32 protein-coding genes, 1 tRNA gene, 2 pseudogenes and 1 riboswitch are annotated in these 24448 nt (G+C 70.4%); of the genes and pseudogenes, 6 read left to right on the top strand and 29 right to left on the bottom strand.

The features are described from left to right. Positions 1–85: 85 nt before the first annotated feature. From GBA65_RS02590 to GBA65_RS02575, 4 genes are all read right to left on the bottom strand, one after another. Entirely contained in the window at positions 86–502 is a 417-nt protein-coding gene (locus tag GBA65_RS02590; RefSeq protein ID WP_166395247.1) for an anthrone oxygenase family protein, read from the bottom strand. A gap of 275 nt (positions 503–777) precedes the next feature. Continuing rightward, a complete protein-coding gene (locus tag GBA65_RS02585) occupies positions 778–1197 on the bottom strand; it encodes a nuclear transport factor 2 family protein (protein WP_166395246.1) in 420 nt (139 codons plus the stop codon). A 50-nt stretch (positions 1198–1247) separates the two neighbouring features. Beyond that, positions 1248–1454, bottom strand: a complete 207-nt coding sequence (locus GBA65_RS02580; RefSeq protein ID WP_166395245.1) for a hypothetical protein — start codon at positions 1452–1454, stop codon at positions 1248–1250. A 103-nt stretch (positions 1455–1557) separates the two neighbouring features. Continuing rightward, positions 1558–3003 (bottom strand): FAD-binding oxidoreductase, encoded by a 1446-nt coding sequence (locus tag GBA65_RS02575; protein ID WP_166395244.1) that lies wholly within the window; start codon positions 3001–3003, stop codon positions 1558–1560. Between the two features lie 358 nt (positions 3004–3361). Here GBA65_RS02575 and GBA65_RS02570 point away from each other — a divergent pair, with 358 nt between their 5' ends. Continuing rightward, positions 3362–3856 (top strand): DUF2243 domain-containing protein, encoded by a 495-nt coding sequence (locus GBA65_RS02570; RefSeq protein ID WP_166395243.1) that lies wholly within the window; start codon positions 3362–3364, stop codon positions 3854–3856. Between the two features lie 65 nt (positions 3857–3921). Here the strand turns inward: GBA65_RS02570 and GBA65_RS02565 are convergent, their stop codons facing one another. The 15 genes from GBA65_RS02565 to GBA65_RS02495 all read right to left on the bottom strand — a co-directional run bounded on the left by GBA65_RS02565 (position 3922) and on the right by GBA65_RS02495 (position 14501). Continuing rightward, positions 3922–4119: a ChaB family protein gene (locus tag GBA65_RS02565; RefSeq protein WP_166395242.1), complete on the bottom strand. Its 198-nt coding sequence runs from the start codon at positions 4117–4119 to the stop codon at positions 3922–3924. 61 nt (positions 4120–4180) lie between these two features. After that, positions 4181–5056, bottom strand: a complete 876-nt coding sequence (gene thiL / locus GBA65_RS02560) for a thiamine-phosphate kinase (RefSeq protein ID WP_166394798.1) — start codon at positions 5054–5056, stop codon at positions 4181–4183. Positions 5057–5118: 62 nt separating this feature from the next. Next, positions 5119–5460, bottom strand: a complete 342-nt coding sequence (locus GBA65_RS02555; protein ID WP_166395241.1) for a transporter suffix domain-containing protein — start codon at positions 5458–5460, stop codon at positions 5119–5121. Beyond that, positions 5454–6329: an NUDIX hydrolase gene (locus GBA65_RS02550; protein WP_166395240.1), complete on the bottom strand. Its 876-nt coding sequence runs from the start codon at positions 6327–6329 to the stop codon at positions 5454–5456. Before GBA65_RS02550 ends, GBA65_RS02555 begins: the two co-directional genes overlap by 7 nt. Continuing rightward, complete coding sequence (gene thiE / locus GBA65_RS02545; RefSeq protein WP_207956089.1) at positions 6326–6964, bottom strand: thiamine phosphate synthase; 639 nt, start codon at positions 6962–6964, stop codon at positions 6326–6328. Before thiE ends, GBA65_RS02550 begins: the two co-directional genes overlap by 4 nt. Continuing rightward, a complete protein-coding gene (locus GBA65_RS02540; RefSeq protein WP_207956088.1) occupies positions 6961–7728 on the bottom strand; it encodes a YqjF family protein in 768 nt (255 codons plus the stop codon). The genes thiE and GBA65_RS02540 overlap by 4 nt, the downstream gene beginning before the upstream one ends. A 46-nt stretch (positions 7729–7774) precedes the next feature. After that, positions 7775–8287, bottom strand: coding sequence for an energy coupling factor transporter S component ThiW (gene thiW, locus GBA65_RS02535; RefSeq protein ID WP_166395239.1), 513 nt, complete (start codon positions 8285–8287; stop codon positions 7775–7777). After that, entirely contained in the window at positions 8280–9086 is an 807-nt protein-coding gene (thiM, locus tag GBA65_RS02530; RefSeq protein WP_166395238.1) for a hydroxyethylthiazole kinase, read from the bottom strand. The genes thiW and thiM overlap by 8 nt, the downstream gene beginning before the upstream one ends. Next, a complete protein-coding gene (gene thiD, locus GBA65_RS02525) occupies positions 9083–9877 on the bottom strand; it encodes a bifunctional hydroxymethylpyrimidine kinase/phosphomethylpyrimidine kinase (protein ID WP_166395237.1) in 795 nt (264 codons plus the stop codon). The genes thiM and thiD overlap by 4 nt, the downstream gene beginning before the upstream one ends. Before the next feature lie 13 nt (positions 9878–9890). Next, complete coding sequence (locus tag GBA65_RS02520; RefSeq protein WP_166395236.1) at positions 9891–10967, bottom strand: ABC transporter substrate-binding protein; 1077 nt, start codon at positions 10965–10967, stop codon at positions 9891–9893. Positions 10968–11098: 131 nt separating this feature from the next. Then, positions 11099–11896, bottom strand: coding sequence for an ABC transporter permease (locus tag GBA65_RS02515; protein WP_166395235.1), 798 nt, complete (start codon positions 11894–11896; stop codon positions 11099–11101). Next, positions 11893–12675 carry an ABC transporter ATP-binding protein gene (locus GBA65_RS02510; RefSeq protein WP_228281621.1) on the bottom strand — a complete coding sequence of 261 codons (783 nt, stop codon included), beginning with the start codon at positions 12673–12675 and terminating at the stop codon, positions 11893–11895. The genes GBA65_RS02515 and GBA65_RS02510 overlap by 4 nt, the downstream gene beginning before the upstream one ends. A 2-nt stretch (positions 12676–12677) precedes the next feature. Further along, a complete protein-coding gene (locus GBA65_RS02505) occupies positions 12678–13022 on the bottom strand; it encodes a thiaminase II/PqqC family protein (protein WP_166395234.1) in 345 nt (114 codons plus the stop codon). Beyond that, entirely contained in the window at positions 13019–13660 is a 642-nt protein-coding gene (locus GBA65_RS02500) for a thiaminase II/PqqC family protein (RefSeq protein WP_166395233.1), read from the bottom strand. The genes GBA65_RS02505 and GBA65_RS02500 overlap by 4 nt, the downstream gene beginning before the upstream one ends. Before the next feature lie 159 nt (positions 13661–13819). Beyond that, a riboswitch (TPP riboswitch) is annotated at positions 13820–13938 on the bottom strand. A 38-nt stretch (positions 13939–13976) separates the two neighbouring features. Then, the gene (locus GBA65_RS02495; protein WP_166395232.1) at positions 13977–14501 is read right to left on the bottom strand and encodes an NUDIX hydrolase; all 525 of its coding nucleotides are present in this window, start codon (positions 14499–14501) and stop codon (positions 13977–13979) included. 79 nt (positions 14502–14580) lie between these two features. Between GBA65_RS02495 and GBA65_RS02490 the strand changes: the two genes are divergently transcribed. Further along, entirely contained in the window at positions 14581–15078 is a 498-nt protein-coding gene (locus GBA65_RS02490) for an SRPBCC family protein (RefSeq protein ID WP_166395231.1), read from the top strand. A 78-nt stretch (positions 15079–15156) separates the two neighbouring features. Here the strand turns inward: GBA65_RS02490 and GBA65_RS02485 are convergent, their stop codons facing one another. Together GBA65_RS02485 and GBA65_RS02480 are read right to left on the bottom strand one after the other, a co-directional pair. Beyond that, complete coding sequence (locus GBA65_RS02485; protein WP_166395230.1) at positions 15157–15390, bottom strand: 4Fe-4S dicluster domain-containing protein; 234 nt, start codon at positions 15388–15390, stop codon at positions 15157–15159. Between the two features lie 167 nt (positions 15391–15557). Then, positions 15558–16310, bottom strand: coding sequence for a Crp/Fnr family transcriptional regulator (locus GBA65_RS02480; RefSeq protein WP_166395229.1), 753 nt, complete (start codon positions 16308–16310; stop codon positions 15558–15560). Between the two features lie 235 nt (positions 16311–16545). On the opposite strand from GBA65_RS02480, the gene GBA65_RS02475 reads away from it, so the two are divergent. Continuing rightward, positions 16546–17253, top strand: a complete 708-nt coding sequence (locus GBA65_RS02475; RefSeq protein WP_166395228.1) for an SDR family NAD(P)-dependent oxidoreductase — start codon at positions 16546–16548, stop codon at positions 17251–17253. A gap of 23 nt (positions 17254–17276) precedes the next feature. Here the strand turns inward: GBA65_RS02475 and GBA65_RS02470 are convergent, their stop codons facing one another. The 5 genes from GBA65_RS02470 to GBA65_RS02450 all read right to left on the bottom strand — a co-directional run bounded on the left by GBA65_RS02470 (position 17277) and on the right by GBA65_RS02450 (position 20695). Further along, positions 17277–17594 (bottom strand): hypothetical protein, encoded by a 318-nt coding sequence (locus GBA65_RS02470; RefSeq protein WP_207956087.1) that lies wholly within the window; start codon positions 17592–17594, stop codon positions 17277–17279. Continuing rightward, positions 17581–17820, bottom strand: coding sequence for a DUF433 domain-containing protein (locus GBA65_RS02465; protein ID WP_166395227.1), 240 nt, complete (start codon positions 17818–17820; stop codon positions 17581–17583). The genes GBA65_RS02470 and GBA65_RS02465 overlap by 14 nt, the downstream gene beginning before the upstream one ends. 46 nt (positions 17821–17866) lie before the next feature. Then, entirely contained in the window at positions 17867–18739 is an 873-nt protein-coding gene (locus GBA65_RS02460) for a sulfurtransferase (RefSeq protein ID WP_166395226.1), read from the bottom strand. 3 nt (positions 18740–18742) lie between these two features. Continuing rightward, positions 18743–20245: an HDIG domain-containing metalloprotein gene (locus tag GBA65_RS02455; protein ID WP_166395225.1), complete on the bottom strand. Its 1503-nt coding sequence runs from the start codon at positions 20243–20245 to the stop codon at positions 18743–18745. Positions 20246–20359: 114 nt separating this feature from the next. Beyond that, complete coding sequence (locus tag GBA65_RS02450; protein WP_166395224.1) at positions 20360–20695, bottom strand: STAS domain-containing protein; 336 nt, start codon at positions 20693–20695, stop codon at positions 20360–20362. Between the two features lie 134 nt (positions 20696–20829). Here GBA65_RS02450 and GBA65_RS02445 point away from each other — a divergent pair, with 134 nt between their 5' ends. Next, a complete protein-coding gene (locus tag GBA65_RS02445; RefSeq protein ID WP_166395223.1) occupies positions 20830–21426 on the top strand; it encodes a LabA-like NYN domain-containing protein in 597 nt (198 codons plus the stop codon). Positions 21427–21447: 21 nt separating this feature from the next. On the opposite strand, the gene GBA65_RS26025 is transcribed toward GBA65_RS02445, so the two are convergent. Then, positions 21448–21855, bottom strand: coding sequence for a hypothetical protein (locus tag GBA65_RS26025; protein WP_407691133.1), 408 nt, complete (start codon positions 21853–21855; stop codon positions 21448–21450). A 116-nt stretch (positions 21856–21971) separates the two neighbouring features. Further along, positions 21972–22397 (bottom strand): annotated as a pseudogene (locus GBA65_RS26020) (FAD-binding protein); the annotation flags it as partial. Positions 22398–22474: 77 nt separating this feature from the next. On the opposite strand from GBA65_RS26020, the pseudogene GBA65_RS26015 reads away from it, so the two are divergent. Further along, positions 22475–23101: pseudogene (locus tag GBA65_RS26015) on the top strand (nucleotidyltransferase family protein); the annotation flags it as partial. A gap of 420 nt (positions 23102–23521) precedes the next feature. On the opposite strand, the gene GBA65_RS26010 reads toward GBA65_RS26015, so the two are convergent. Further along, positions 23522–24097, bottom strand: coding sequence for a response regulator transcription factor (locus tag GBA65_RS26010; RefSeq protein WP_407691132.1), 576 nt, complete (start codon positions 24095–24097; stop codon positions 23522–23524). Between the two features lie 247 nt (positions 24098–24344). Between GBA65_RS26010 and GBA65_RS02430 the strand changes: the two genes are divergently transcribed. Further along, positions 24345–24421 (top strand) — tRNA-Arg (locus GBA65_RS02430). Positions 24422–24448 lie beyond the last annotated feature (27 nt).

The following is a 24448-nucleotide window of genomic DNA, read 5'->3' as shown; positions in this document are numbered from 1 at the left end:
GATCTCCGTCCCGGTCCTCATCCGCGCTCTTCGGATCCGCCCCGCGACAACGCCCCCAGACACGTAAAGACGAGCCCGCCGATGTTCAAGAGGTTGCGGGCGGCGTGCAGCCGGTCCCAGCGTTCCCTGAGCTCCCGGAACTCCTCGACGGATGCCTCCTCGGGGGCAGTTCCTCGATGCGCTTGTTGATCGGCAGGTTCCTGGTCAGGGTGATGACGAGCATCGCGACGAAGCACGCCATCCCGGCTAGAGTGAAGCGGAAAGCGGAAGAGCCCGGCCTGCGCAGGAGGAGCAGTACGGGTAGGAAAGATGCAATGGTAGAGCTCATGTAGAAAGGCATGATCCTGCCGTAGCGGCGGTAGATCTCCTGCTCCGCCTGCAGGCGGGCCAGCGGCGACAGCCGGCCAAGCGCCGGGTAGATCGCCATGAGCCCGCTGAACTCGTTGCCGGTCAGCATCCCCGCCAGGAGAAGGTTCACCAGCCGCGCCGCTTTCAAGGCCACCTCTTCTCGCTCCTTCCCGAGGGGTTGCCGCACGCCACTCGTCCCGCGCGACGACGGACGGCTTCAAGGATAACCCCACTACCGGTCCTCGCTCCACCCCGCTTCGCGCCGGTGGTGTCCCGGCCTACCCCCTCACCGTGAGGCGACGCTCGAGACGTCCGCCAAAAGTGCGAGGGACGCCACCATCCGTGGCGTCCCTCGTGGCCTTACGATGCCGGTGAGCCGCTCACGGCTTCGCAGGGTGTGCGGTGGGCTTCGGTTCCGTCGCGGGCGGCTCAGAGCGCCCGGTACTCCCGGATCAGGGCCACCTTCCCGCCCCGCACGAAGCACTCGTGCACGAACGGTTCGTCCGCCTTGCGCCCGGCCCACAGAAAACGTCCCACGACGAGTACGCCGTCTCCGAACTCCAGAAAGGTCTCCGGCGAGACCCGCGGGCCCTTCCCCGACGGGTCGCGGCGGAAGGCGCTGCGCAGGACGGACGGCCAGCCGCGCCGCAGGCCGTCGAAGGGCAGGACGGCGCTCAGGGGATCCACCCAGCCGATCCCGGGGTCCGCCCAGCCGGCCAAGTTACCGTCGTCTCCTTGATCGAGCGCCCCGTACATCGCGCGTACCACGCAGACGTCCCCGGCGAGTTCCCGGGCGGCGGGGCCTTCACCGCCGCCCGGGAGGTCCTGCGGACCCCTCAGCTCCGTCACGGCAACCTCCTCGGTCGTCCTGCGCGCCCGTCCTCGTGGGGTACCCGGCCTTAGGCCAAGACGTGCTCCGGTGCGGGTACGCCCGCGGCCTCGACCCTGGGGAGGCTCCGGGGCACCGGGTTCGACAGCGCGCCCGACAAGATCCGGCCGAGCTTCGGGGAACCGGAGCCGTTGGCGACGAGCGCCACGATGGCCGTTCCGAGGGCGAGCACCACGGCGGTGTTGGCCTCCTCGTTGCGCAGCAGTCCGTAGATCATGTCCTTCGTCTCCTTTCTCGAGCCTCGTTTGTGGTCCCGGTCCGGGGCCCCACCCGTGGGGTGCCCGAAGGCCCCGGCCGGCTCTTGCGCCTCCAGGTCCGCCCTAACCCCGGCGTCCGGCGCCGGGGGCCGCTTCGCCGTCCCTCGCCGGCGACGGGGCGATGTTGCGGTTGAAGCGGAACAGGTTCTCCCCGTCGTAGCGGTCCTTGAGCGCGACGAGGCGCTCCCAGTCCTCGGGCGGGTAGGCCGCCCGCACGCGCTCCTCGCTCGCGTCGTCGCCCTCCATGAAGTTGACGTACGTCTCGCCCGTCTGGTGCGGGCGCGTCTCCTCCGCCAGGCGGGCGAGGTACGCCCTCACGCCCCGCACCATCTCGGGCGAGAAGGCGGCCCCGACCCCGTTCATGCTGTAGCGGGCCTCGCCGCGGCCCAACGGGCTCAGGTGCCCCGGAACGCGGGAGAGCGCCCCGCCGAGCTGCCGGATCTCCAGCATGATCAGGGGCGAGCCCGCGCCGGCCACCTCGACCAGCGCGTCCACGGCCTCCGGCGTGAGGTCGCGCAGCATCTCGGCGCTCTGGCAGGCCCCTATGGGGTCGACCGGGTCCATGCTGATGGAGTCCATCGCCGCGTAGGGCATGACCCCGAACGCGTCCACGACGGGCTCGCCCAGGCCCTCGCGCACGGGCCGGAGCAGATCCTCGCCCTCCTCGGGGCTGTCCCCGCAGTAGCAGCCGCGCACGGCGACGAAAGACCCGCCGCGTAAAGGTTCGGGGAGCTCCGGGATCGGCGGGAAGTTCAGGAACGCAACCGCCGTCGACATCTCGTCCGGGAGGGTCTCCGCCCACTCGCGGTAGAGGTTCAGCACCTCCCTCGCCCTCTCCAACCCGTAGAAGAGGTTGCCGCCGTAGACGGTCTCCAGGGGGTAGAGGTCGAGCTCGAGCGAGGTGACGATCCCGAAGTTGCCCCCGCCGCCCTTCAGGCCCCAGAACAGGTCCGCGTTCTCGTGGGCGCTCGCCCTGATCAGCTCGCCGGTCGCCGTTACGACCTCGGCCTCCCTCATGGTCCCGGAGTTGAGGCCGTACCGGCGCCCGAGCCAGCCGAAGCCGCCACCCATGGTGTAGCCCACGACGCCCACGTCGGTGGTGGACCCCACCAGGCCCGCGAGCCCGAACTTCTGGATCTCCGGCACGACGTCGGACCACTTCGCGCCGGCCTCCACCCTCGCCGTCCGCGACCCGGGGTCGACGCTCACGCCCCGCATGCGCGAGGTGTTGATCAGGACGCCCCCGTCGCAGGCGGCGCCGACGCCGTGCCCGGTCGCCATCACGCCGACGCCGAGGCCCCGCGCGCGAGCGAAGCGGACCGCGGCGAGCACGTCAGCCGCATCCTCCGCCATCACCACGAGCGCGGGCTCCTGGTGGACGGCGAGGTTCCAGGCGCTGCGCGCCCCGTCGTAGCCCTCCTCGCCGGGCGCGTAGGCCTCGCCCCTCAGTCCGGCCCTGAAAGCTCCGAGCGCCGTGCCCTCGAACTTCGTCTTCGCGTCGCTTATCATCCTGCCTCCTCGCGGCTCGGTGGTCTGGCTCGAACCTAACAAGCAGCGAGGAACGCCGGTATCCACAAAGGGGCCAACTCTCCGCTGGGCGTATGTCCCGCCGGACCGGGACCGGCCCGCATGCGCCCCCGTGCGCGCGACGCACGAGAGCAAGCCCCCCGAGCTCGTGGCGAAACCGCGTTCTCGCGCGGCCTCGCGGCCGGGTGCGCTCCGGAGGCTAGAGCTTCGGCACCGCCGGCGCGGAGCCGGAACGCCCGGCGCAGCCCTACGGCGCCTGGGTCCCTGCGGAGGAGGTGAGGACGAAGGTCTCCCCATCGGCCGGGTTACCCGGTGGGCGCGGCAGGGTACACGGGGGGTCATGGATCTCAGAAGATTCGTTACCGCGGGCGTGATCCTCGGCCTGGGCCTCGGGGGATTTTTCGACGGCATCGTGCTGCACCAGGTCCTCCAGTGGCATCACATGCTGACCGCGACCAGCCCCCCGACGAGCGTCGGAAGCCTCGAGTTGAACACGCTCTGGGACGGCCTGTTCCACGTCGCGACCTACGCCTTCACGATAGCGGGGGTCCTGCTGCTGTGGCGAGCCGCCCGCGCCTCGGACGCCCTGCCGCCGACGAGGACGCTCGTCGGGGCGCTGCTGATGGGCTGGGGCATCTTCAACCTCGTCGAGGGGATCGTCAACTACCACCTGCTCGGCATCCACCACGTCCTGGACAGCCTGCCGCCCGGCCTCGCCCGCCTCGCCCTCGACCTCGCCTTCCTCGCGCTGGGTGCGGCCTTCGTCCTGTTCGGCCGGAGGCTCATCCGCGAAAGCGAGGGCTCGGTCTCCGCTCGTCCCAGCCGGGTGCGCTAACGCGGCACGCGCTGGCTCGTTGACCGGCCGTTAGGAGTGGGGCGGAGCCGGTCCCCCGCAGGTCTCTACTTCTCCACCCACTTGCCGTCGTCGCCCTTTTCGTACTTGTTCTCGACGGCGCTCCAGGCCACGCGGTGGGCCCGGCTCTCCTCGCCGTACTGCTCCTCGGCCGAGTTGTACGCGGCGCGGTAGATCTCCTGCGCGTGGTGGGGCAGGTTGCTCCTCACGCTCTCCGGAAGGTCGCTCAGGTTCTCGTATGGCAAGAGTTGGTCCTCCCCTCGACGTCTGTTCGGACCATACCCGGGGCGAACGGCGACGAACCCGCTATCCCTTGCGGAAGTGGTCCCAGCCGGAGAGGTCGCCGACCGGCTCGCCGTCCCGGAGGAAGACCACCCCGTCTCCGGGCACCACCTCCCCGACGACGGTCACCGGCACGTCGGACTCCTCCGCGAGCGCCTCCATGACCCCTTCCGGGGCGGAGATCAGGAGCTCGTAGTCCTCGCCGCCGGTCGCGGCGAGCATCTCGGGGTCGCGGCCCAGGGACGAGACGTACTCGCGGGCGTCGTCGGCTACGGGGAGGAGGCCGAGGTCGACGCAGCAGCGAACGCCGCTCCTCTCGGAGACGTGCCGGACGTCCGAGGCGAGGCCGTCGGAGAGGTCGATCATGGCCCGCGCCCCGAGCCTCGCCGCCGCCCTCCCCGCGAGGACCCGCGGCTCCGGACGGAGGTGCTTGCGGACGAGACGTTCCCGATCGTCGCCGCCCATGAGGGCGAGGAGACCGGCCGCCGAGGCGCCGAGCTCGCCGGTGACGGCGAGCAGGTCCCCGGCCCGGGCGCCGGAGCGGAGGACGGGCGGCCCCCGGAGCTCGCCGAGGATCGCCACGTCCACCACAAGCTGCGGGGAGCCGGTCGTGTCGCCCCCGAGCGGGTACGCCCCAAACTCCTCGCAGGCCTCGAAGAGCCCCTCCATGCAGCCGAGCGTCGTCTCGGGGTCGGCGCCGCCGCCGGAGGCGAGGACGAAGCGGGGCGTCCCCCCCATCGCGGCGACGTCCGAGGCGTTGACGGCGACGGCCTTGAACCCGACGTCCCGGGGCGTGGCCCAGGAGGCCTCGAAGTGGCGCCCCTCGACGAGCATGTCGGCGGCGGCCACCCAGAGCCCGTCTCCGAGGCGCAGGACGGCGCAGTCGTCCCCGATCGGCACGACGACCTCCGCGGGGGGCGCGGGGAGGCGCCCCGAGAGGCGGCGTATGACGTCGAACTCGTTCAGCCTCTCGGGGTCCGGCGGAACCAGGTGCGGGGGTCGAGGTAGCGGCGGTAGCGCCGGACGGCCTCCCGTCCCAGCACGAGCGCCGAGACGAAGAACGTCCCCTCCGCGACGACGACGAGAGCGGCCGATAAAGCCACCTTTCTGCCGGGCGGTATCGCCAGCGCCGCGACCGCCGGGATCGCGGCGTAGAGCAGGATCGGGATCACGAACACCCCGAGGACGAGCACCCACGTCCTCCAGCCCCCCCGGGAGCGGGAGGAGTCGCCCGACCCCGGAGGCCCCGCGACTCCCCCGGCGGGCCCCTCTTCGGGTCTCTTCCGCGCCTCTTGCCCTACCATGCCAGCCTCCTCACCGCGTCCCACAGGGCGTCGGACTCGTCGCTCGTGTACCAGGTACGCAGCGATCGCCACTCGGTTTCGGTGGCCCAGAGGTGGCGGTCGTGGGCGGAGTCTTCGAGCCGGACCTCCCCCCCTGGATGGCGCGCGAGAAAGCCGACGCCGGCGTAGAGCTCGGGGTCGTCGGGGGCGTTCCAGCCCTCGACCCGGGCCCACCACGGGGCCGCGGGCTCGACGTCGAGACCGGTCTCCTCGACGGTCTCGCGCCGGGCGCACCGCACGAAGTCCTCGCCGGGCTCGAGCATCCCGCCCGGGTTCTCCCACAACCCCACGGGCGGCTTGCGGCGCCGCAGGAGGAGCGCCCTCGGCTCGCCTCCGCTACCGTCCACGACGACGGTCCCCGCGCCCAGGTTGGCGTTCACCACCCCGGGACGAGGCGGCGCCGGGGGGGGCGGCTCGGGGGCGGCCTCCTCGGGGAGCGCGGCCAGGGGCCCCGCGACCCCGAGGATGTTCTCGCGGCTCCACCAGCTCGGGAGCTCCAGCCACTCGTCCAGCGTCACCCATTTGTACCCGAGGTGCTCGTGGGAGATCCGGACTTCGCCCCGCGTGGCCCGCCCTATGTAAGTGGCGCTCGCGAGGAGGCCGCCGCCGGGGCGCTCCCCGACCCAGGTCGCGAGGAGGCGTTGCGGTCCCACGAGCATGCCCGTCTCCTCGTAGACCTCGCGGACGGCCCCGATGGCGAAGCTCTCCCCGGGGGCGAGACGCCCCGCCGGGGGCTCCCAGGTCTTCGTGCCGGGCCGCTGGAGCAGGAGCATCCGCCCGTCGGGGCGGACGGGGAGGATGCCGGAGACGAGGTCGGCCTTGACCGTCAAGGCCTGGAGCTCGCGTCCAGGATGGAACGCAGCTCTCGGGCGGCGGAGGCGGGGTCGTCGGCGTCGAGCACGGCCCGGACGACCGCGAAGCCGTAGGCCCCCGCCGCCGCGGCCTCCCGTGCGGTCTCGAGCGTTATGCCGCCGATGGCGAACCACGGGACCACCAGCCCGAGGTCGGCGACCTCCCCGAGCAGCGCGGGGCCGTCCGCCTCCTCCTCCGGCTTCGTCGGGGTGGCGTAGATCGTGCCGACCCCCAGGTAGTCCGCCCCCTCCCGGACGGCCTCGACCGCCTCCTCCGCGCTCCCGACCGAACGGCCGACGACGGCGTCGGGACCGAGGGCCTCCCGCGCCCCCGCCAGCGGTCCGTCCTCCTGGCCGAGGTGTACCCCGTGGGCGCGGGAGAGGCGGGCGAGCTCCACGTCGTCGTTGACGGTGAACAGGGCGCCGGCCCCCTCGCAGACCTCGCGCAGCTCCTCGGCCAGCCTCAGTAGGTCCTCGCGTGAGGCATGCTTATCCCGGAGCTGCACCGCGTCCACGCCGCCCCGAACGGCCGCGCGCACCCTGTCGGCGAGGTCGGGGCGCGGGTCGGTGACGAGGAGCAGGCGCGCCTCCCCCAACCGTTCGAGGGGCTTCACGGGTCCAGCCGCCGGGGGGCCCAGGCGACGACGTCGAGGCGGCGGGCGAGGTGGACGACGGGCTCGGTCTGGGGGAGGACCACCCCGATCTGCCCTGTCATCTCCATGTACTCCACCTCGACCTCGGCCGCCTGGAGCGGCCACATCTCGTGGTGGATGTCCCCGCGCCGGACGCGCCCCCTGCCGTCCGCGCTGTACAGGCAGTAGCGCTCGGTCAGGAAGTTCTCCAGCGTCCCGGGGCCCCCGTCGGACCGGCCGTCCGTCGGCCGGTAGCGCCCTATGAAGGCGGCGGGCGGCGCGCCCCTGTGGGTGCGCACGCTCTTGTAATCTATCCCGTCGCCGGAGGGGCGGGAGGACATCCTCGCGTCGAAGTAGGGGAGCGAGAAGGTGGCGCGGGCGAGGCGGACGGCGACGGGGTTGTGGGCGTCGAGGCTGAAGAACCAGACGCCGGGCTTTCCGTCACGGGTGACGTAGGTGCGCAGGTTGATCTCCGGGAAGTTCGAGAGCGGGGGAACGGCGGGCAGAAGCCGCGGCCTGACCCCGGACATCCTGAACGGCACCACCCCGAGCCAGGCCGACCCGTCGAAGGAATCGAGCTCCAGCGACGGGGGGATGAGGGGGCGCAGCCACTCCTCCGGAACGGGCCAGTGCATGAAGAGCACGTCGTGCCACTTCATGCTCAGCGCCCACGAGCCCTCCGGCACGGGGTACGGGCGGTGGTCCGTCTCGCCCAGGATGCGCTCGATCGGTGAATCCGTCCTCATACCGCTAGTTATACAAGATGGCCCGTCCGGTTCCGTGAACCGATGCCTAGCGGATCGCGCCCGCCCGGCGCAGCGCCTTGAGCAGGAGGTAGCCCAGGATCGCGCCGGGGATGCTCGACAGCGCGAACGAGACCATGAGCACCCCGACGCCCCCGGCAGCACCCAGATCCAGGAACGGGGAGATGAGCAGCGCGCCGAGCGGCGCCCCGATGAGCACGGTCCCGAGGGGCTCCGAGAGCGCGGCCTCGTCCCGCTTCAGGTAGACGTAGACGAGCCCCACCACGAGCGCCCCGAACGGGCTCCCCGGGAAGGCGAAGAGGCTCCCCGTCCCGAGCGAGAACCGCAGGGTGGCGGCGACGAGCGCGGCCCCCGCCGCCCACCACGGCCCGAGGACCACCCCGGCGACCGCGTTGATGGCGTGCTGGAACGGCAGCACGCGCGCGCCGCCGACCGGGATCGCGAAGAGCGAGAGCAGCACCCCTAAAGCCGCGAAGAGCCCCGCGAGGGCGAGCTTCCGGGTGCTCGTGTACCCTCCGTCGCGCGCGGCCGACCTAGCCAACGGACATCTCCTCCACCCGCACGTTCCCCCTCAGCTCCCCCGGCTCCCCGGCGAGCGCCGCGAGGGCGTCGAGGAAGCGGGGCTCGAAGGTGCCCCCGCCCCCCACCCCGGAGCTCCCGGCCGCGACCTCCCCCGCCCGGCCGTAGTACGCGAGCGCGTGGGCGACGGTCTCCGCGTCCGCCCCGCCGACCGCGGCGAAGCAGCCGATGGTGGAGGTCGAGGCGCAGCCGCTCCCGACGACGCGGCCCATCAGCGCGTGCCCGTTGGAGACGGCGAGGGTGCGCGCGCCGTCGCTCACGTAGTCCACGGGCCCCGTGGCGGCGACGGTCACGCCCAAAGAGCGGGCGGCTTGCAGGGCGGCGCTCTGCGCGTCGCCGGCGAGACTCTCCACCCCGCGCACCTCGGCGTCGAGGCCGGCGAGCGTGGCGACCTCGCCGGCGTTGCCGCAGACGGCCCCTATTTCGAGCTCGGAGAGGAGGCGTTCGGCGGTGCGGGTGCGCAAGGAAGTGGCCCCCGCACCCACCGGGTCGAGGATTACGGGGATGCCGCGCTCGTTCGCTCTTCTACCCGCGAGGAGCATCGAGCCGATCTGGCCCGGGTCGAGCGTCCCGATGTTCAGGACGAGCGCCGAGGCGAGGCTCGCCATCTCCTCGACCTCCTCGGCCGCGTGCGCCATCACCGGGAGCGCCCCCGTCGAGAGCGTCACGTTGGCGACGAGGTTGACCGTCACGTAGTTTGTCAGGTGGTGGACGAGCGGCTTCTCGTCCGAGATCTTGCGTAGAGCTTCCTGAGCGTTCATTGGGCTACCCCTTTCAGCACGCCGCCGAGGGCGTGTACCGGCCCCGCGCCCTCCCCGATCTCCCCGAGCCCGTGCTCGACCGCCTCCGAGGCGACGGCGTGCGCCCTGCTCGCGGCCTCCTCGATCCCGTACCCCAGAGCCAGAAAGCTCGCGAGCGACGAGGAGTAGGTGCACCCGGCCCCGTGCGTGTTCTCGGAGGGATGGACGGGACCCTCGATCCTCTTGAACCCCTCCCCGTCGTAGAGCAGGTCGGCCCCGGTCGAGGTGTGCCCGCCGGTGATGATGACGGCCTTCGGCCCCATGGCGTGCAGCGTCACCGCGCAGTCCTCCATCCGGTCCTCGTCCACGGGCTCCCCGACGAGCGCGAAGGCCTCGTTCAGGTTCGGGGTGATAACGGTCGCGAGCGGGAAGAGCTCGCTCTTGTACGTCTCGACGGCGTCGGGCTCCAAGAGGACCGCACCGCTTTCGGCGACCATCACCGGGTCCACGACGACGTTCGGCAGCCCGAGTCGGTCGATCGCCCCGGCGACGGCGGAGACCATGCCGGCGTTGAACAGCATCCCGGTCTTCACCGCGTCGACGCCTATGTCCGAGGCGACGGCCTCGATCTGCTTCTCCGCGACCTCCGGGGGGAAGGCGAAGATGTCCGTGACGCCGACGGTGTTCTGGGCGGTGGTGGCGACGATCGCCGTCGTCCCGTAGACCCCGCAGCGCAGGAACGCCTTCAGGTCGGCCTGTATGCCGGCCCCCGCCCCCGAATCGCTCGTCGCTATGCTCAAGACACGCTTCAAAGGCGCCCCCTCCCTAGCCCTCCGGCAAGAACTCGTTCGTCATCGCGTCCCCCACGTCCACCTTCTCCTCCAGGACGCCGTTCTCCACGGCCCACGCTATGTAGGCCTCCCACTCCTCCGGGTCCTGGTAGCCGACCGGGCCCCCTCCGCTCCCGAAGATGGGCACGGTAAGCTCCAGCGTACGGGCGGCGACCTCGGGGTCGAGCTCCTCGTTCGCCGCGAGCAGGGCGTCGCGCGCGGCCTCCGAGTCCTCGAGCGCGGCCTCGTGGCCCCTCACGAGCGCGGAGACGAAGCGCCGGACGACCTCGGGGTTTTCCCGCGCGTAGTCGTCGGAGGTCGCGACCAGGAGCTCGTTGTAGTTCGGGACGCCGACCTCGGGGAGCCTTATGACGTTCGTCTCGAAGCCCTCCCTCTCGAGCTCGACCGCCTCGATATTCCAGTACGCGTCCACGATGGCGTCGACGCGCCCGGAGGTCAGGGCCGGGCGCAGGTCGTAGCCGACGTTGATCTTCTCGACGGAGGCCGGGTCCGCCCCCGCCTCCTCGACCACCGTGTCGATTACCGCCGTCCCGAAGCTCTGCCCGGCGTAGCCGATCCTCTTGCCCGCCAGGTCCTCGGGCCCGTCTATGCCGGACCCCTCCAGGGCGATGATGGAGTTCAAGGGCTCCTGCATGATCGCCATTACGGACTGCACCGGGATCTCCCGGACGGCGGCGTTTGTCACCTCGTTCTCGTAGGAGATGCCGAACTCGCTCCTCCCGGCGGCGACGAGCTGAAGGACGGCGGCAGGGTCGGAGGGCTGCTGGATCTCGACCTCGAGGTTCTCGTCCTCGAAGAAGCCCCTCTCCTGCGCCACATACACCCCGGCGTGGTCGGCGTTCGGGTACCAGTCGAGCGTCAGAGTAACCGCATCCGGGCCGCCCCCTCCCGATCCGGCGGAGCTCGCCGCGGGCCCTCCCCCGCAGGAGGCGAGGGTCGCGCAGAGGCCTGATAGCGCAAGGAGGAGCAGGCACCTGACTGCCGGCGAGCGGAGCGGCGCGGGCGGCGCCTCGATGGTACGGTCGATGGCCTGTTCGTACGGGGGTTCCATGAGGACCACTCCCTTCCGGTGGGATTACCCACGTCAGGTTCCAAGCGTCTCGGCTCTCGCCGACTCTCAGCCGCCCCGCGCCCCTGCGGGGAAGCTCCGCCGTGTTTGACGGTCACACTAACACAAAGGCATCAGCCGTTCCTCCGGAGGGTCCAGGGGGCGACGAGGCGCTGGAGCCCGGCGACGAGCAGGAACAGGCCGACGCCCATAAAGGAGAGGATGCCGATCTCCGCGAAGAGGCGCGCGATCTCGAACTGCGACTTGTCCGCGTTTATGAGGAAACCGAGGCCCTCGCTGGAGCCCACCCACTCCCCCGTCACCGCCCCGATGACGCAGTACGTCACGGCGAGCCTGAACCCCCCGAACAGGAACGGCAGCGCCCCCGGCACCTCGACCATCGAGAAGACGCGCCACCCCGTGGCGCCAAAAGAACGCATGAGACGGATCAACTCCGGGTCTATGGACCTCAGCCCGTCCGCCGTGGCGACGGTGATGGGAAAGAAGCAGAACAGCGTCACCACGATCACCTTCGGCACCGGCCCGTAGCCGAACCACGTCACGAGCACGGGCGCGAGCGCGATGATCGGCACCGCCTGCGAGGCGACGAGCCACGGGTACAACGCCCGCTCCATGAGCGCAGAGCGGTTGATCAGGAAGCCCGACACCACCCCGGTCACCGCCGCGCAGAGAAAGCCCACGATCGCCTCGAACGCCGTTGGTATGGAGTGCTCCAGCAGCAGCGCCCGGGCCTCCCAGAACGCCCCGGCTATCTCCACCGGTCCGGGCAGCAGAAAGGACGGGATGCCGAAGAGCCGCACCGCCCCCTCCCACCCCGCGAGGACCAGGAGGCCGAGCAGCACCGCCGGGAGCGCGCGCCGGAGCCTGCCCCCGCCGGCCTTCTTGCGCGCCCCTGTCTTGCGATGCTTCATCGGAGCACCCCGAGCGCCCCGAGGAGCCGCGCCTTCAGGGCCGCGAAGCCCTCGGTCGTCTCCTGTTCCATGGTGCGGGGCCTCTCGAGGTCCACCTCGAGGTCGAGCGCGACGCGGGCGGGACGCTCCGAGAGCACGACGACCCGGTCCGCCAGCAGGATCGCCTCGTCGACGTCGTGGGTAACGAGGACGATGGTGGCGGCGAGCTCGTCGCGCACCCCGAGGATCCAGCCCTGCAAGTCCCGGCGCGTCAGGGCGTCCAGGGCGCCGAAAGGCTCGTCGAGGAGGAGCACGTCCCGATCCAGGAGCGCCGTCCTGAGGAGCGCCACGCGCGAGCGCATTCCTCCAGAGAGCGTCCACGGGGGCGCTCCGCCGAACCCGTCGAGCCCGAAGCGCTCCAGCGACTCCGACGCCCGCTCCCGCGCCTCCCTCTTCGAGACCCCCGTGGCCTCCAGCCCCAGGGCCACGTTGGCGACGACGCTCCGCCAGGGGAGGAGGAGATCGCTCTGGGGCATGTAGGAGACGAGCCCGGGGCTCGATAGAGGGACCCCGTCCTTCTCGACGACGCCCTCGGAGGGCGCCTCCAGACCGGCCAGCAGGCCGAGGAGCGTGGACTTGCCCGCGCCGGACGGCCCGATCAGGGCCACGAACTCCCCCGGCGCGACCTCGAGGTCCACGCCGTCCAGTATCCTCACGCCGCCCTTCTCGACCCCGATCCCCCGGGCGGCGAGCTTCGGCTCCGCCCTCACGGGCCCACGGCCGACCCGAACACCGGCCAAGATCAATCCGCCCCGGCGTTCGCCTCGAAGAAGGCGAGCTCCAGCTCCATGGCGCGGCGGTACGCGTCGTGTACGGCGGGCTCATCCGAGGCGTAGCGGTCTATCAGGCGCTCGAGCTTCTTCGCGAGCCCCGCGAACTCGCGCATCCCCTCGCCGTCGGGGCTGTGGGCGAGCGCGAGGGCGTAGGCCCGGGCGAAGCTCTCCAGAAAGAACGCGTCCTGCGCGACGTACGCCCGGAAGCTCCCGAGCGGCAGGCTGCCGTCCCCGAGGCCCCGCACGAAGCGGTGCTCCAGGGAGGCCCGGGCGAACCCCGCATTCTCCTCCCACAGAGCCTTCGACAGGCTCACCCCTCGCCCCCGGCGCGCCTGGGAGCGGCGTGGGACAGGGCCATCTCCCAGAAATCCCTCTCGACAGAGGCGATCTCGAGGAACGCCTCTTCGACGCGCCTCTCCGGCGACCCATCGGCCCCGAGCACGGCGTCGGCGGCCTCCTCGAGCCCGTCCACGTACCCGGCGAACTCCGGCGTCGTCCAGTGCTCGACGAAGGTTGCGTAGTCCGGGTGTCCCGGTTCGGCGCTCCTCCAGGCCTCGAGGTACGCCCGCTCCAGCGCCCACAGCGCCGTTATAGCGACGGGGTACGGGGCTTCCTCCAGCCCGTCGAGGAGGCTCCGGTAGGCCTCCGTGGTGGGGTGTCGCGCGTCTCCGAGCGTCATCCCGCGCTCCTTCGCCATCTCTTCGAACCAGCCGAGCTCGTCCTCGAGCGCCACGAGCCCCGCGGCGAGCACCCCCTGAGCCGGGCGCGGGGCTCGGGCGAGCAGGCGAGATTGGAAGGCCAGAAGGTCGCCGACGAACAGGTAGTCCTGCCCGAGCCACGCCTCGAAGGCGCCTGCGGGCAGGGTACCGTCACGCACGGAGTCCAGAAACGGGTGCTCCGTCGCGCCACGCCACGCCTCCGGGTGGCGAGAGACCAGGCCGGCCGCCCTCATGCGACGGGCTCCCCGACGGGCCACGACCCGCCGGGCTCGGACCCACGGGCCCCGAAAGCGTGAAGATGCATTGCCCCTCTACCTCCTCGGTCGAACCCTGGGCTCGCCAGGAGGGGGAAGTGAGCAGAGTCGAGGTCCGGGGTCCCCGGACGCTCCGTGCTTCGACATGGCGTGCTTCCCTCCGCCGGCATTACCCGGATCAGGTCAAACGGGTCGGCGCCGTGGTTCCTGACGAACCCGACCGCCCTCTCAGCCTCTCGGCTCCCCGATCGCTCTCTCGCGACCAATGTAACTTAGCGCGTTTCCCCGCACAACCTCAGCTCCCCCCGGCCAGCATCAGCCCGAGGACGGTGGTCGCGGCCGTGATCTCACCGCGCGAAGCCTTCTCCCTGGCCTCCGAGATCGGCATCTCCACCGCCGAGACGAACTCCGTCGGCTCGGGCTCGGGTCCCCGGTCCAGCTTCTCGGCCCGGCACCGGAAGAGGTGACAGACCTCCGTCGAGCGCCCGGGGCTCGTGTGCACCGAGTACATGTGGACGAGGTCGCGGGCCTCGTAGCCGGCCTCCTCCCGAAGCTCCCTCTGCACGGCCTCCCGCGGGTCCTCCCCCGCCTCCACGCCCCCACCCGGCAGCTCCAGCGTGAACCCGCCGACGGGCTGGCGCCACTGCTTCACGAGCACCACGCGGCCGTCGGAGGTCACCGGGACCACCGCCGCGAACCCGCCGCTCTCCAACACCCCGTACCCGATCCTGACCCCGTCCGGCAACTCGACCTCGTCCACCCGGAACGAACACCACGGGTTGCAGAAGAGGTACTCCGCCCCCACCGTCCGCCACCTCATGCCGTCCGAACGCTCCACGCCGCGATTATAGGGCGAGAAGTGGCGGAGGCCGCGCCGTCGTGTTGTATTATCTCGCAACATGAGCGTTGCAACCTCGAACAAACAGGGGGAGGTACTCGGGGCGAGCCTCTTCGCGCCGGTACGGCCGGGCGCGCTCTACGAGGCGCTCCTCGACGTCCGGGGTTTCCCTGGCTGGGCGCCCGGGGTGAAGCGGGTCGAGATCCTGGAGGGGGCCGGGTCCCGGGGGATGGTCTCGGAGTGGGAGGTCTCGCTCTTGGGGGCGCGGCGCAAGGTGTTGAGCGTCCTGGAGGAGGCGGAGCCGCACGGGCTGCTCCGGTGGACGTACGAGGGCCCGATCTCGGGCTACGGAGAGTGCGTGATCCGCGACCGGGGAGACGGCGTGCTCGCCGAGTTCAGGACGCAGCTGCGCCCGGAGGACGTGCTTCTCCGAAGCATCATGCGTTCCTCCCCGGCCAGAGGCGCGGCCCGGGTCGAGCTCAAGCGCTGCCTCGCGCGCCTCGGGCAGAAGGTCTGCGGGGGCGGCGAGGTCCGCGTCGGACCGCTCGCGGGCTTCTAGTCCAGCAGCAGTTAGCGCGCGGCGCGAAAAAGGGAGGAGCCCGAAGGCCCCTCCCCCGTCCGTACAGCCCCTGCGGTCCTACTCGAAGTGGCTGGCGGCCTTGGAGATGTAGCTCTCCTGATCGTCCGGGACCTCGTCCTCGGGGTAGATCGCCTCGACCGGGCACTCCGGCTCGCAGGCGCCGCAGTCGATGCACTCCTCGGGGTTGATCATGAAGTGATCGCCCGCGTCGTAGATGCAATCGACCGGGCAAACCTCGACGCAGGACTGGTCCTTCGTGCCGATGCACGGCTCGGTGATAACGTAGGTCACTGTGTTCCTCCTCTCGGAACCTGCTCTCTGTACAGGCTTTATAACAAGGCCGGGAGGGGCCGGATACCCCCCGATGACGCCCATCATCGGGGCCCATGATCGGCATCATGGACGCGCGTGATCCAGATCAAATTACCCGCAAAACGGGTTCTTATTGCGAAGCGTTCTCAGGTTCGGGCGCGGAGCTCGACGGGCTTGAGGATGGTGATCGTCTTGCCGTCTAGGCTCAAGATGCCCTCCTGGGCGAGGCGGCTCAGGGCGCGCGAGAGGGCCTCGCGCGAGATGCCGGTCGCCTCGGCCATCTCCTGGCGGGAGAGCGAGGGCTCGAAGACGACGCCGCGCTTGGTGACGCGCCCCTCCTCGGTCGCGAGGTTCAGGAGCATGCGCGCCACGCGCTGGGGGGCGCTGTGGAAGACCAGGTCGCCGACGAGGTCCTCGAGCTCGCGGTTGCGGGCGGCGAGGGCCTGGGCGAGCCTGAGGGCGGCCTCGGGGTGGGCGAGGACGAGGTTGACGAGGTCGTCGCGGAAGACGGCGTAGAGGACGCAGTCGGTCAGGGCGGAGGCGCCGTGGCTCTGGGGCTTGCCCTCGAGGGCGGAGGCGAGGCCGAGGACGGAGCCGTCGCCGACGACGCCCAGGATCTGGTCGCGCGACTTCGGGCCGCCGCTCGTGCGGTGGAGCTTCACCCGGCCCTCGCGCATAAAGTAGACCGCGCCGGAGGGTTGGCCCTCGCGGTAGATCGCCGTTCCGGCGCCGATCTCGAGGACCTCGGCGGAGATCGCGATCGACTGGAAGAAGCCTTCCTCGAGGCCCGCTAGGAGCTCGAACTCCTGCAAGCCCTCCAGCTTGGTCAGGTGCTCCACGGCCCGGCACCGCGCACCCGGCAGCCGCGCCCAGGACGGCGGCGCGTTCTCACCGTACAAGGTACGTCCTCGTCCCCATCGCCGATTCTGCCACGGATGCGATCACGAACCCTTTATACGCCAAGCGGCACGGGTTTGCAGTAAGTTAGAGGCCGACCGGTCCGGGATCCTCCCGGCGAGGAGCAAGACGGCGCACGGGGATCCAGGCGGCAGTCGCTGTAGACTGTCGGGGTTCGCGCCCCGAACGAGCGTAGGAGCAGGGGCGTCGAGAGCTAGCAAGCGGAAAGGACGGACCATGCTCGAAGGCAAAGTCGCACTCATCACCGGGGCAAGCCGGGGGCTCGGCAGGGCGCTCGCGCTCGCCTACGCGAAGGAGGGCGCGAAGCTGGCGATGGCCGCCCGCAGCGAGGGCTCCCTCGGCCCCGTCGCCGAGGAGGCCGAAGCGACGGGGGCCGAGGTCCTCGCCGTGACCGCGGACGTGGCGTCCGAGGCCGACGTGGCGAGGCTCGTAGAAGCCGCGGTGGAGCGCTTCGGCAAGATCGACGTGCTCGTGAACAACGCGGGCCTCCTCGGCCCCCGCGTGAAGATAGAAGAATACCCCGAGGACGAGTGGCGCCGGGTCATAGACGCCAACCTCACGGCACCCTTCCTCCTCTCAAAGGCTGCGATACCACACATGCCGGAGGGCGCCTCGATCGTCAACGTGGTGAGCGGCGTCAGCGTGGAGGGCCGGGCCGAGTGGGGCGCCTACTCCGTCAGCAAGTTCGGCGTCGAGGGCCTCACCCAGATTCTGGCCGCGGAGCTGCGGGACCGCGGCATCCGCGCCAACGCCGTCGACCCCGGCAGCATGCGCACCGAGATGCGCGCCGCCGCCTACCCCGAAGAAGACCCGCAGACGAGGATCACACCGGAAGAGAACACCGCCGTCTTCCTCTACCTCGCCTCCGACGAGTCGAGGGACGTGACCGGCCAGCGCTTCAAGGCGCAGGAGTTTCAGCGCTAGAAGACTCTGGGTGGGAGGCGCCGTCAGGCCTCAACACGCGCCGCTTCGCCCCGCCTAGCCCGGCGTAGAGCCTCGATCGCCCCGGGAACGAGTGGGGCAAGGTCCTCCAGCGTGTTGCTGCGAGCCTCGAGGACCAGCACGGTGACATCGTAACGCGCGAGGTTCTGCTGGTCGGGGAGGTTACGGTCGGCGGCAAGTAGAGCGTCGAACTCTCCGCTTGCCGCGGCGAGAAGCTCTCCGTTCTTCTTCGAACCCCAGCCACGCTCGCGGACCGTGACGACCTCGACTCTGGGGCCGAAGAGTCGTGCTAGTTTACGGGGAAGGTTCTCATCGAGGAGCACGCACAGGGCGAAGCTCCTCCACGGCTTCCATCGCTAGCTCCAGGCAGCCCTCGGCCTGCTCGCGGCTCACGCCCGGGAAGTCGTCGAGGAAGTCGTTCAAGTCGTGACCGGCCTTCAGGTAATCCACCAGGTTCCTCGCGGGTACTCGTGTTCCCGCGAAGACCAGGGCGCCACTCACCACGTCGGGGTCTCGCGAGACGATCTTCGTATTCAGAGCCTTGCTCATACCTCTACTATACCGCTGGATCTCAGCGCCTCGCCCGCGACGGTCACTACCTTTCGGCCGGCAGGTCCTCCCGCACGCCCCACTCGTTCCACGAGCCGTCGTAGTTGGCGAGGTTTTTGTAGCCGAGGCGGTGCATGGCGAAGAGCGGAACGGTCGCCGCCACCCCGCCGTTGCAGTAGGCGACGACGGGCGTCTCCCTGTCTTCGGGCACCCCGCCCTCGCGGAGCTTCTGTTCGAGATCCTCCCTCGACCGGAAGGTGCCGCCCTCCTCGAAGAGGCTGTCCGCGTGCAGGTGAGCGGCGCCGGGGACGTGCCCCGGGCGCCCCGCGCCGCGCGTTATGGAGCCGGTGTACTGGCCCCTGTCGCGGGCGTCGAGGATGAGGGCGTCGCCGGTCCTGCCGGCGTCCAGGACCTCTTCGGCGCTGGCGCGCCACTCCGGGCGCGGGCGAGGGGTGAAGCCGGCGGGCGTGGGGGCCGGGATCTCCGGGGTAGTCGGTCGGCCTTCGGCGGTCCACTTTCTCCAGCCGCCGTCGAGGACGGAGACGCGGTCGTGGCCGTAGAAGGTGAGGGCCCACCACAGGCGGGTCGCGAACTGGCCGCCCGCGTGGTCGTAGACGACGACGTGCGCGCCGTCCCCTATGCCGAGGGAGCCCATGAGGGCGGCGAAGCGCTCCGGAGGGGCGAGCTGGGCGGGGACGGGGTCGTCGGGGTCGGTGATGTCGGAGGTCCAGTCGACGTAGACGGCGCCGGGGATGTGGGCCTCTTCGTACTCCTCGCGGGCGCCCGAGTACTCGGCCTCCTGGCGGCCTTCCCCGAGGTCTCTCTTCTTGACGTAGCCCCGGATGTCGACGACGCGGAGGGCCCCGTCGTCGAGGTGTTCGGCCAGCCAGGTCGTGGTCGTCAGAGGATCGAAGGTCACGCTCTATCCCTCCTCGAAGATGCCGTGCTCCCGGGCGTAGGCCGTGGCGAGCTCGGCCGCCTTTTCCGTATCGTCCTTGCCGAGGCGGCCCTCGACGACCTCGTTCTCCAGATAGTCTTTTATCGGTTTGATCCAGCGCCCCGGGCCCCGCCCGAAGAGCTTCATGAGCTGGTTGCCGTCCAGGGGGCTCTCGAGCTTCTCGATGGCGTCCTCGGCGCGCACCTCGTCGACGCGGGCCTTGAGGCTCTCCCACGACGCCACCGCCACCTGCCTCCTCCTTGGGGCGCTGCCGGTGATGTCGGCGCGGGCGAGCTTCAGGAGCATGTCCACGTCTGCGAGGACGCGCCCGCCGCGCTCGAGGTACGTGTCGCGGACGAAGCGACGGACGGCGGAGTCGCTCCACGGGTCGCGGCCCACGGCGTAGCCCATCGGGCGCATATGGTTGGAGACGAGGTGGGCGACGGCATCGGCGTCGTCCCTGGGGTAGGCGAGGCGCTTCATCGCCTTCTTCGCGATGTGGGCGCCGACGTTCTCGTGGCCGTAGAAGTGGATCTTCTTGGGCAGCGTCCGCCCGCCGCAGCGCTCGCACTCGCCCATCCCGGGCGTCTTCTGCGTGCTCTTGTGGCCGCAGTAGGTGCAGCGGTGCTCGTAGACGAGGGTGCGGGGCTTGCCGATGTCGTGGAAGAAGGCGGCCTTGCGCAGGATCGGGTCGGCCTCCACGTTCTGCGTCACTATGAGGGTGTGCTCGAAGACGTCCTTGTGGTGGAACTCGGTGTCCTGCTCGACGGCGAGCGTCTCCATAAACTCGGGGACGATGTAGGGCATCAGGCCGAGCCGGACGAGGGCGCGCAGGCCCATGGCGACGTTGTCGGAGACGAGGATCTTCTCGAACTCCTCCCTTATGCGCTCGGCGCTTATGCTCTCGAGCCAGTGGGCGTTCTCCCGGATCGCCGCCTCGAGCTCGGAGGTGATGGCGAACGGCCTCTCCTGCGTCGTCAGCGTGGTCTCGAAGCGCACCGCCCTGAGCATCCGCAGAGGGTCGTCGCGCATCCGGTCGAGGGGCTCGCCGACGGCCCGGATGACCCCGAGGGACAGGTCCTTTCTGCCGCCGAACGGGTCGTGGATCTCGCCGGTTCCGGCGCCGGCCGAGATCGCGTTGATGGTGAAGTCCCGCCGCGCGAGGTCGTCCATCAGGCTCTCGCCGAAGGTCACCTCCGGGTGGCGGCTCCCCTCGGTGTACAGATCGCTCCGGTAGGTGGTCACCTCTACGTCGTAGGTGCCGACCTTCGCCCCGATCGTCCCGAACCGCTCCCCCATCGTCCACAGGTGCTCGGCGAGCGGCCTCAGGACCCCCTTGATCTCCTGCGGCCTTGCCCCCGTCGTCGCGTCGACGTCCTTTTTGCTCTCGCCCGCGAGCAGGAGGTCCCGGACGTACCCGCCGACGAGGTACAGCTCGTGCCCCCTGCGCGCGAACGCCTCCCCGAGCCTCGCCAGGGGTTCGGGCACAACGATCCTTTTCGCCTCCGTCATCATCGTCCCCCGATTCTATTACGCAAGCTCGGAGAGGTCAGAGGGGGGCGAGCCGCGCGGACCGCCGGGTCGAGCGCCCCGTCCGGCGCGCTACCGTGCGATGGCGTCTTCGCGGGAGGGGTAGATCTCGAAGTAGTCGCCGAAGCCGGTGACGTCGAAGATGCGCTGGACGGCCCCCGACGGGGCGGTGAGCCTGAGGGACGTTCCGCCCTTCTCGAGCGTTTCCTTGGCCCTCATGAGCGTCGAGAGGGCGGTCGAGTCCATAAAGGCGACGCCCGCCATGTCGACGACGACCACCCTCACCCCCTCCGCGCCCCGCTCTATGGCGTACTGGACCTTGGGGGCGGTGTGCAGATCCACCTCGCCGTTCACGACCACTATGGAGTACGCGTCGGCGTGCTCGTCTATGCTGACATTGAAGTCCATGTTCCGCCCTCGTCCTGCTGCTTCCGAACGACCTCGAACCGGGACCGGGCGGCCCCGTTCAGCGCACGAGCATACCATAGCACCCCCCTCCGGAGCGGCCCGGTCAAGCGCTTTTTCTGTTACCATTCGGCGCCGTGGGAGCCGTTCAGAGGTCCAGAAACGAGGGGGGTAGGGTCGCGGTCTTCGTGGACGGCGCGAACCTCTACCATTCCATCAAGAGCTATTACAGGGGCGTCCTGGATTACGGCATCCTCCTCGAAGCCGCCGTCGCCGGCCGGGAGCTCCTGCGCGCGACGTTCTACATCGTGGAGAAGCACGAGACGGAAGAAGCTCAGGGCGGCTCGGGCGCCCGCTCCTTCGTCTACAACCTCAACCGCTTCGGCTACAAGGTCCGCTCCAAGCCGCTCACCGTCCACGAGACCGTGACCCCCGATGGCGAGAAGACCGTCACCCACAAGGGCGACTGGGACATGGGCATCGTCGTGGACATGATGCGCCTGGCCGACCACGCCGACGCCTACGTCCTCGTCTCGGGCGACGGCGACTACGTCGAGGCCGTCGAGTACCTTCAGAGCGAGAAGGGGCTGCGCGTCGAGGCGATCAGCGCCGCCCAGTGCACCTCCCAGGCCCTCCTCGACGTCTGCGACCTCCACACCGACCTCGGCGACATCCCCGAGCTGTTCCGGCGCTCGCCGAAGGCCGTCGGCGACGGCCAGTCGGCCGCGGGCTAGCCCCCCGCCGGCGGGAACCCGTCAGAACGACGCGCTGTCCTCCGGGGCCGTCGAACCGGCGGGCTCGCGGCTAGAGGGGCTCTCCGAGCACCCTGACCTCCGGCTCCAGCTCGACGCCGAGCTTCTCGCGGACGGTCTCCTTTGCGAGCTCCATGAGCGCCAGGGCGTCCCCGCCGTGCCGCCGCCGTGGTTGACGAAGTAGTTGGCGTGGTCCGGCGAGATCTCCAGCTGCCCGATCCTGGTGCCCTTGAGGCCCGCCGCCTCTATGACGCGGCCGGGGAAGTCGTCCTTGGGGCGCTTGAAGGTGGAGCCGCAGCTCGGCTTGTTCGGGAGCCGGTCATGCGCTGCTTGCGGAAACCCTTTATGCGGGCCTTGAGCTCCTCCGCGTCGCCGGGGACGAGCCCGTAACCGGCGCGCAGCACGACCCAGCCGGGGTGCTCGTGGAGGACGCTCCCGCGGTAGCGAAACTCGAGGTCTGCGTTCGCCATGCGGACGACCTCGCCGTCCTCCGGGCGGTAGACGTCGGCCCAGTCGAGGACCTCCCGCGTCTCCCCGCCGTAGGCCCCAGCGTTCATGTAGACGGCGCCGCCGACCGTCCCCGGGATGCCGGTCCCGAACTCCAGGCCCTCCAGGCCTCTGGAGGCCGTCGCGTTCGCGAGGACCGGGTAGAGGACGCCCGCGTCGGCGACGACGCCGTTCCCCTCGATCTCGACGCTCGTGAGGGAGCGGGCGAGGCGGATCGTGAGCCCCCGGATGCCGCCGTCGAGGACGAGGACGTTCGTCCCGCCACCCAGGACCGTGACGGGGACGTCGTTCTCCCGGGCCTTGCGGACGGCCCGGATCAGCCCTTCGGCGCTCCCGGGCTCGAGGAGGGCGTCGGCGGGGCCGCCTATCTTCCAGGCCGTGTAGCGCCTCAGGGGCTCGTCGATCTTGGCCGACGGGAAGAGTTCGTGTAGAGTCCGCGCATGCACCGGGGAGAATATATGGCACGCAAGGGCTCTTTGCAGAGTCTCCTGGAGGCCTTGCCGACGGTCCGCCTTTGAAGGCGATGGTGCTCGCGGCGGGGAAGGGGACCCGACTCTTCCCCCTCACCGGCGAGGTGCCGAAACCGATGGCCCCGGTGGCGGACACCCCGATCATCCAACACATCTTCGAGCTCTTGGCCGGCCACGGCTTCTCCGAGGCGCACGTGAACGTCCACTACCTCGCCGACGCCCTGCTCGCGGCCTACGGCGAGGAGTCCAGCATCGACGGCATGACCGTGCGCCTCTCGCGGGAGGACGAGCTGCTCGGGACGGCCGGCGGCGTCAAGCGCCTCGCGGGCCGCTTCGACGAGACCTTCGTCGTCGTCTCCGGCGACGCCCTCACCGACGTCGACCTCACCGGGCTCGTCCGCTTCCACAAGGAGAAGGGCGCCCTGGCGACCCTGGCGCTCCGGCGCGTCTACGACACCTCGGAGTTCGGGGTGGTCGAGACCGACGGGGAGGACAACATCCTGGGCTTCCAGGAGAAGCCGGACCCGGAGGAGGCCATAAGCACCCTGGCGAACACGGGCATCTACGTCCTGGAGCCCGGGGCGCTCTCGTACGTCCCCGACGGCGCCTTCTTCGACTTCGCCAAGGACGTCTTCCCGCGGCTGCTGGGGGCCGGGGAGAGGTTCGTCGGCTACCAGGGGAGCTTCTACTGGTCGGACATCGGGACGCTGGAGGCGTACCGCCAGGCGCAGTTCGACGTGCTCTCGGGGAGGGTGCGGGTCAGGGTCCCGGGGGAGAAGCGGGGAGAGTCCGTCTGGGTCGGGGAGAACGCCCAGATCCACCCGGACGCGAACCTCTCGGGCTACGTGGTCGTGGGCAGGGACGCCGTGGTCGGGCGCGACGTCACCCTCGCCGGCGACGTGACGGTCGGGACGGACTGCTGGGTGCGTCCCAACGCCACCATCAAGAGCAGCATCCTGCTCCCCGGGGCCTCGGTCGGGGACGGGGCGTACCTCGAAGACTGCATCGTCGGGCACGGCTACGACGTGAGACCAGGCGAGACCATCCGGGGAGGAGCCCTGATCCGGCGGTCCACCAACCCTAGCGGCGGCGCCAGGAGATCAGGAGCCGGGCGGCCTCACGAGCCGGTAACCAAACCCGCGCACGGTCTCTATAAGCTTGGGCTTGTCGGTGTTGTCCCCGAGCTTCGTCCTCAGGCGCTGGACGTAGACGTTCACGGTGCGCTCGTCGATGTACTCGTCCTCGCCCCAGACCTGGCGCAGCAGGCTCCCCCTCGGGAAGACGCGCCCCGGGCTCTTGGCGAGGGTGTGGAGGAGCTTGAACTCCCGCGGGGAGAGCTTCACGGGCTCGCCGCCCTTCTTCACCTCGACGAGGTCCGGGTCTATCTCGAGGTCGCCGACGTAGAGGCGGCTCGGGGCGTCGTCGCCCCCTTGAGCGTCCCTGCGGCGGAGGATCTGCTTCACCCTCGCTACGAGCTCGCGCGGGTTCACCGGCGAGCGCATGTAGTAGTCCGCCCCGAGCTCGATCCCCACGATGCGGTCCATCGTGTCCTCGTCGCGAAGCAGCGCCACCGTGTACACGCCGGGCTTCTGGACCTTGCTGATCAGCTGAAAACCCCGCTCGTCGGGGAGCCGGTTGTCCACCACCGCGACCTCGAAGCCCTGCCGGTCCGCCATCTGGCGGGCCTGGGCCCCGGTGCCCGCCGGGATCACACGCCACCCCTCCCCGAGAGCGCCCTCCTCAAGCGCATCCGCTCCTCGTCGTCACCTATAACAAGCAAAATGGCCGCACTCACCGCGCCCCATCACCCCGCTCCCGTACTCTGGCTTACGGCAAGTATACCCCAAGACCCCCAGCGCCTTGAGTAAACCCGCCTCCGGCGGTATCATCCTTACCACACGGCCAGACCGTGCCCACATACACGCGCTCGTAGCTCAGCCGGATAGAGCGTCTGACTACGAATCAGAAGGTCGCAGGTTCGAGTCCTGCCGAGCGCGCCACAGAAATATCGCGTTTTGCAGAGAAAA

This window comes from Rubrobacter marinus (assembly GCF_011492965.1).
GTDB lineage: Bacteria > Actinomycetota > Rubrobacteria > Rubrobacterales > Rubrobacteraceae > Rubrobacter_F > Rubrobacter_F marinus.
This window is presented reverse-complemented; position numbering and strand designations above follow the sequence as displayed.

Coding starts and splice junctions, on each gene's coding strand:
- GBA65_RS02580 (WP_166395245.1), bottom strand. CDS start 1,454: ATGATCTACGGACTGCTGCGCAACGAGGAGGCCAACACCGCCGTGGTG.
- GBA65_RS02575 (WP_166395244.1), bottom strand. CDS start 3,003: ATGATAAGCGACGCGAAGACGAAGTTCGAGGGCACGGCGCTCGGAGCT.
- GBA65_RS02570 (WP_166395243.1), top strand. CDS start 3,362: ATGGATCTCAGAAGATTCGTTACCGCGGGCGTGATCCTCGGCCTGGGC.
- GBA65_RS02555 (WP_166395241.1), bottom strand. CDS start 5,460: ATGGTAGGGCAAGAGGCGCGGAAGAGACCCGAAGAGGGGCCCGCCGGG.
- GBA65_RS02540 (WP_207956088.1), bottom strand. CDS start 7,728: ATGAGGACGGATTCACCGATCGAGCGCATCCTGGGCGAGACGGACCAC.
- thiM (WP_166395238.1), bottom strand. CDS start 9,086: ATGAACGCTCAGGAAGCTCTACGCAAGATCTCGGACGAGAAGCCGCTC.
- GBA65_RS02520 (WP_166395236.1), bottom strand. CDS start 10,967: ATGGAACCCCCGTACGAACAGGCCATCGACCGTACCATCGAGGCGCCG.
- GBA65_RS02515 (WP_166395235.1), bottom strand. CDS start 11,896: ATGAAGCATCGCAAGACAGGGGCGCGCAAGAAGGCCGGCGGGGGCAGG.
- GBA65_RS02500 (WP_166395233.1), bottom strand. CDS start 13,660: ATGAGGGCGGCCGGCCTGGTCTCTCGCCACCCGGAGGCGTGGCGTGGC.
- GBA65_RS02495 (WP_166395232.1), bottom strand. CDS start 14,501: ATGAGGTGGCGGACGGTGGGGGCGGAGTACCTCTTCTGCAACCCGTGG.
- GBA65_RS02490 (WP_166395231.1), top strand. CDS start 14,581: ATGAGCGTTGCAACCTCGAACAAACAGGGGGAGGTACTCGGGGCGAGC.
- GBA65_RS02475 (WP_166395228.1), top strand. CDS start 16,546: ATGCTCGAAGGCAAAGTCGCACTCATCACCGGGGCAAGCCGGGGGCTC.
- GBA65_RS02465 (WP_166395227.1), bottom strand. CDS start 17,820: ATGAGCAAGGCTCTGAATACGAAGATCGTCTCGCGAGACCCCGACGTG.
- GBA65_RS02450 (WP_166395224.1), bottom strand. CDS start 20,695: ATGGACTTCAATGTCAGCATAGACGAGCACGCCGACGCGTACTCCATA.
- GBA65_RS26010 (WP_407691132.1), bottom strand. CDS start 24,097: ATGGCGGACCGGCAGGGCTTCGAGGTCGCGGTGGTGGACAACCGGCTC.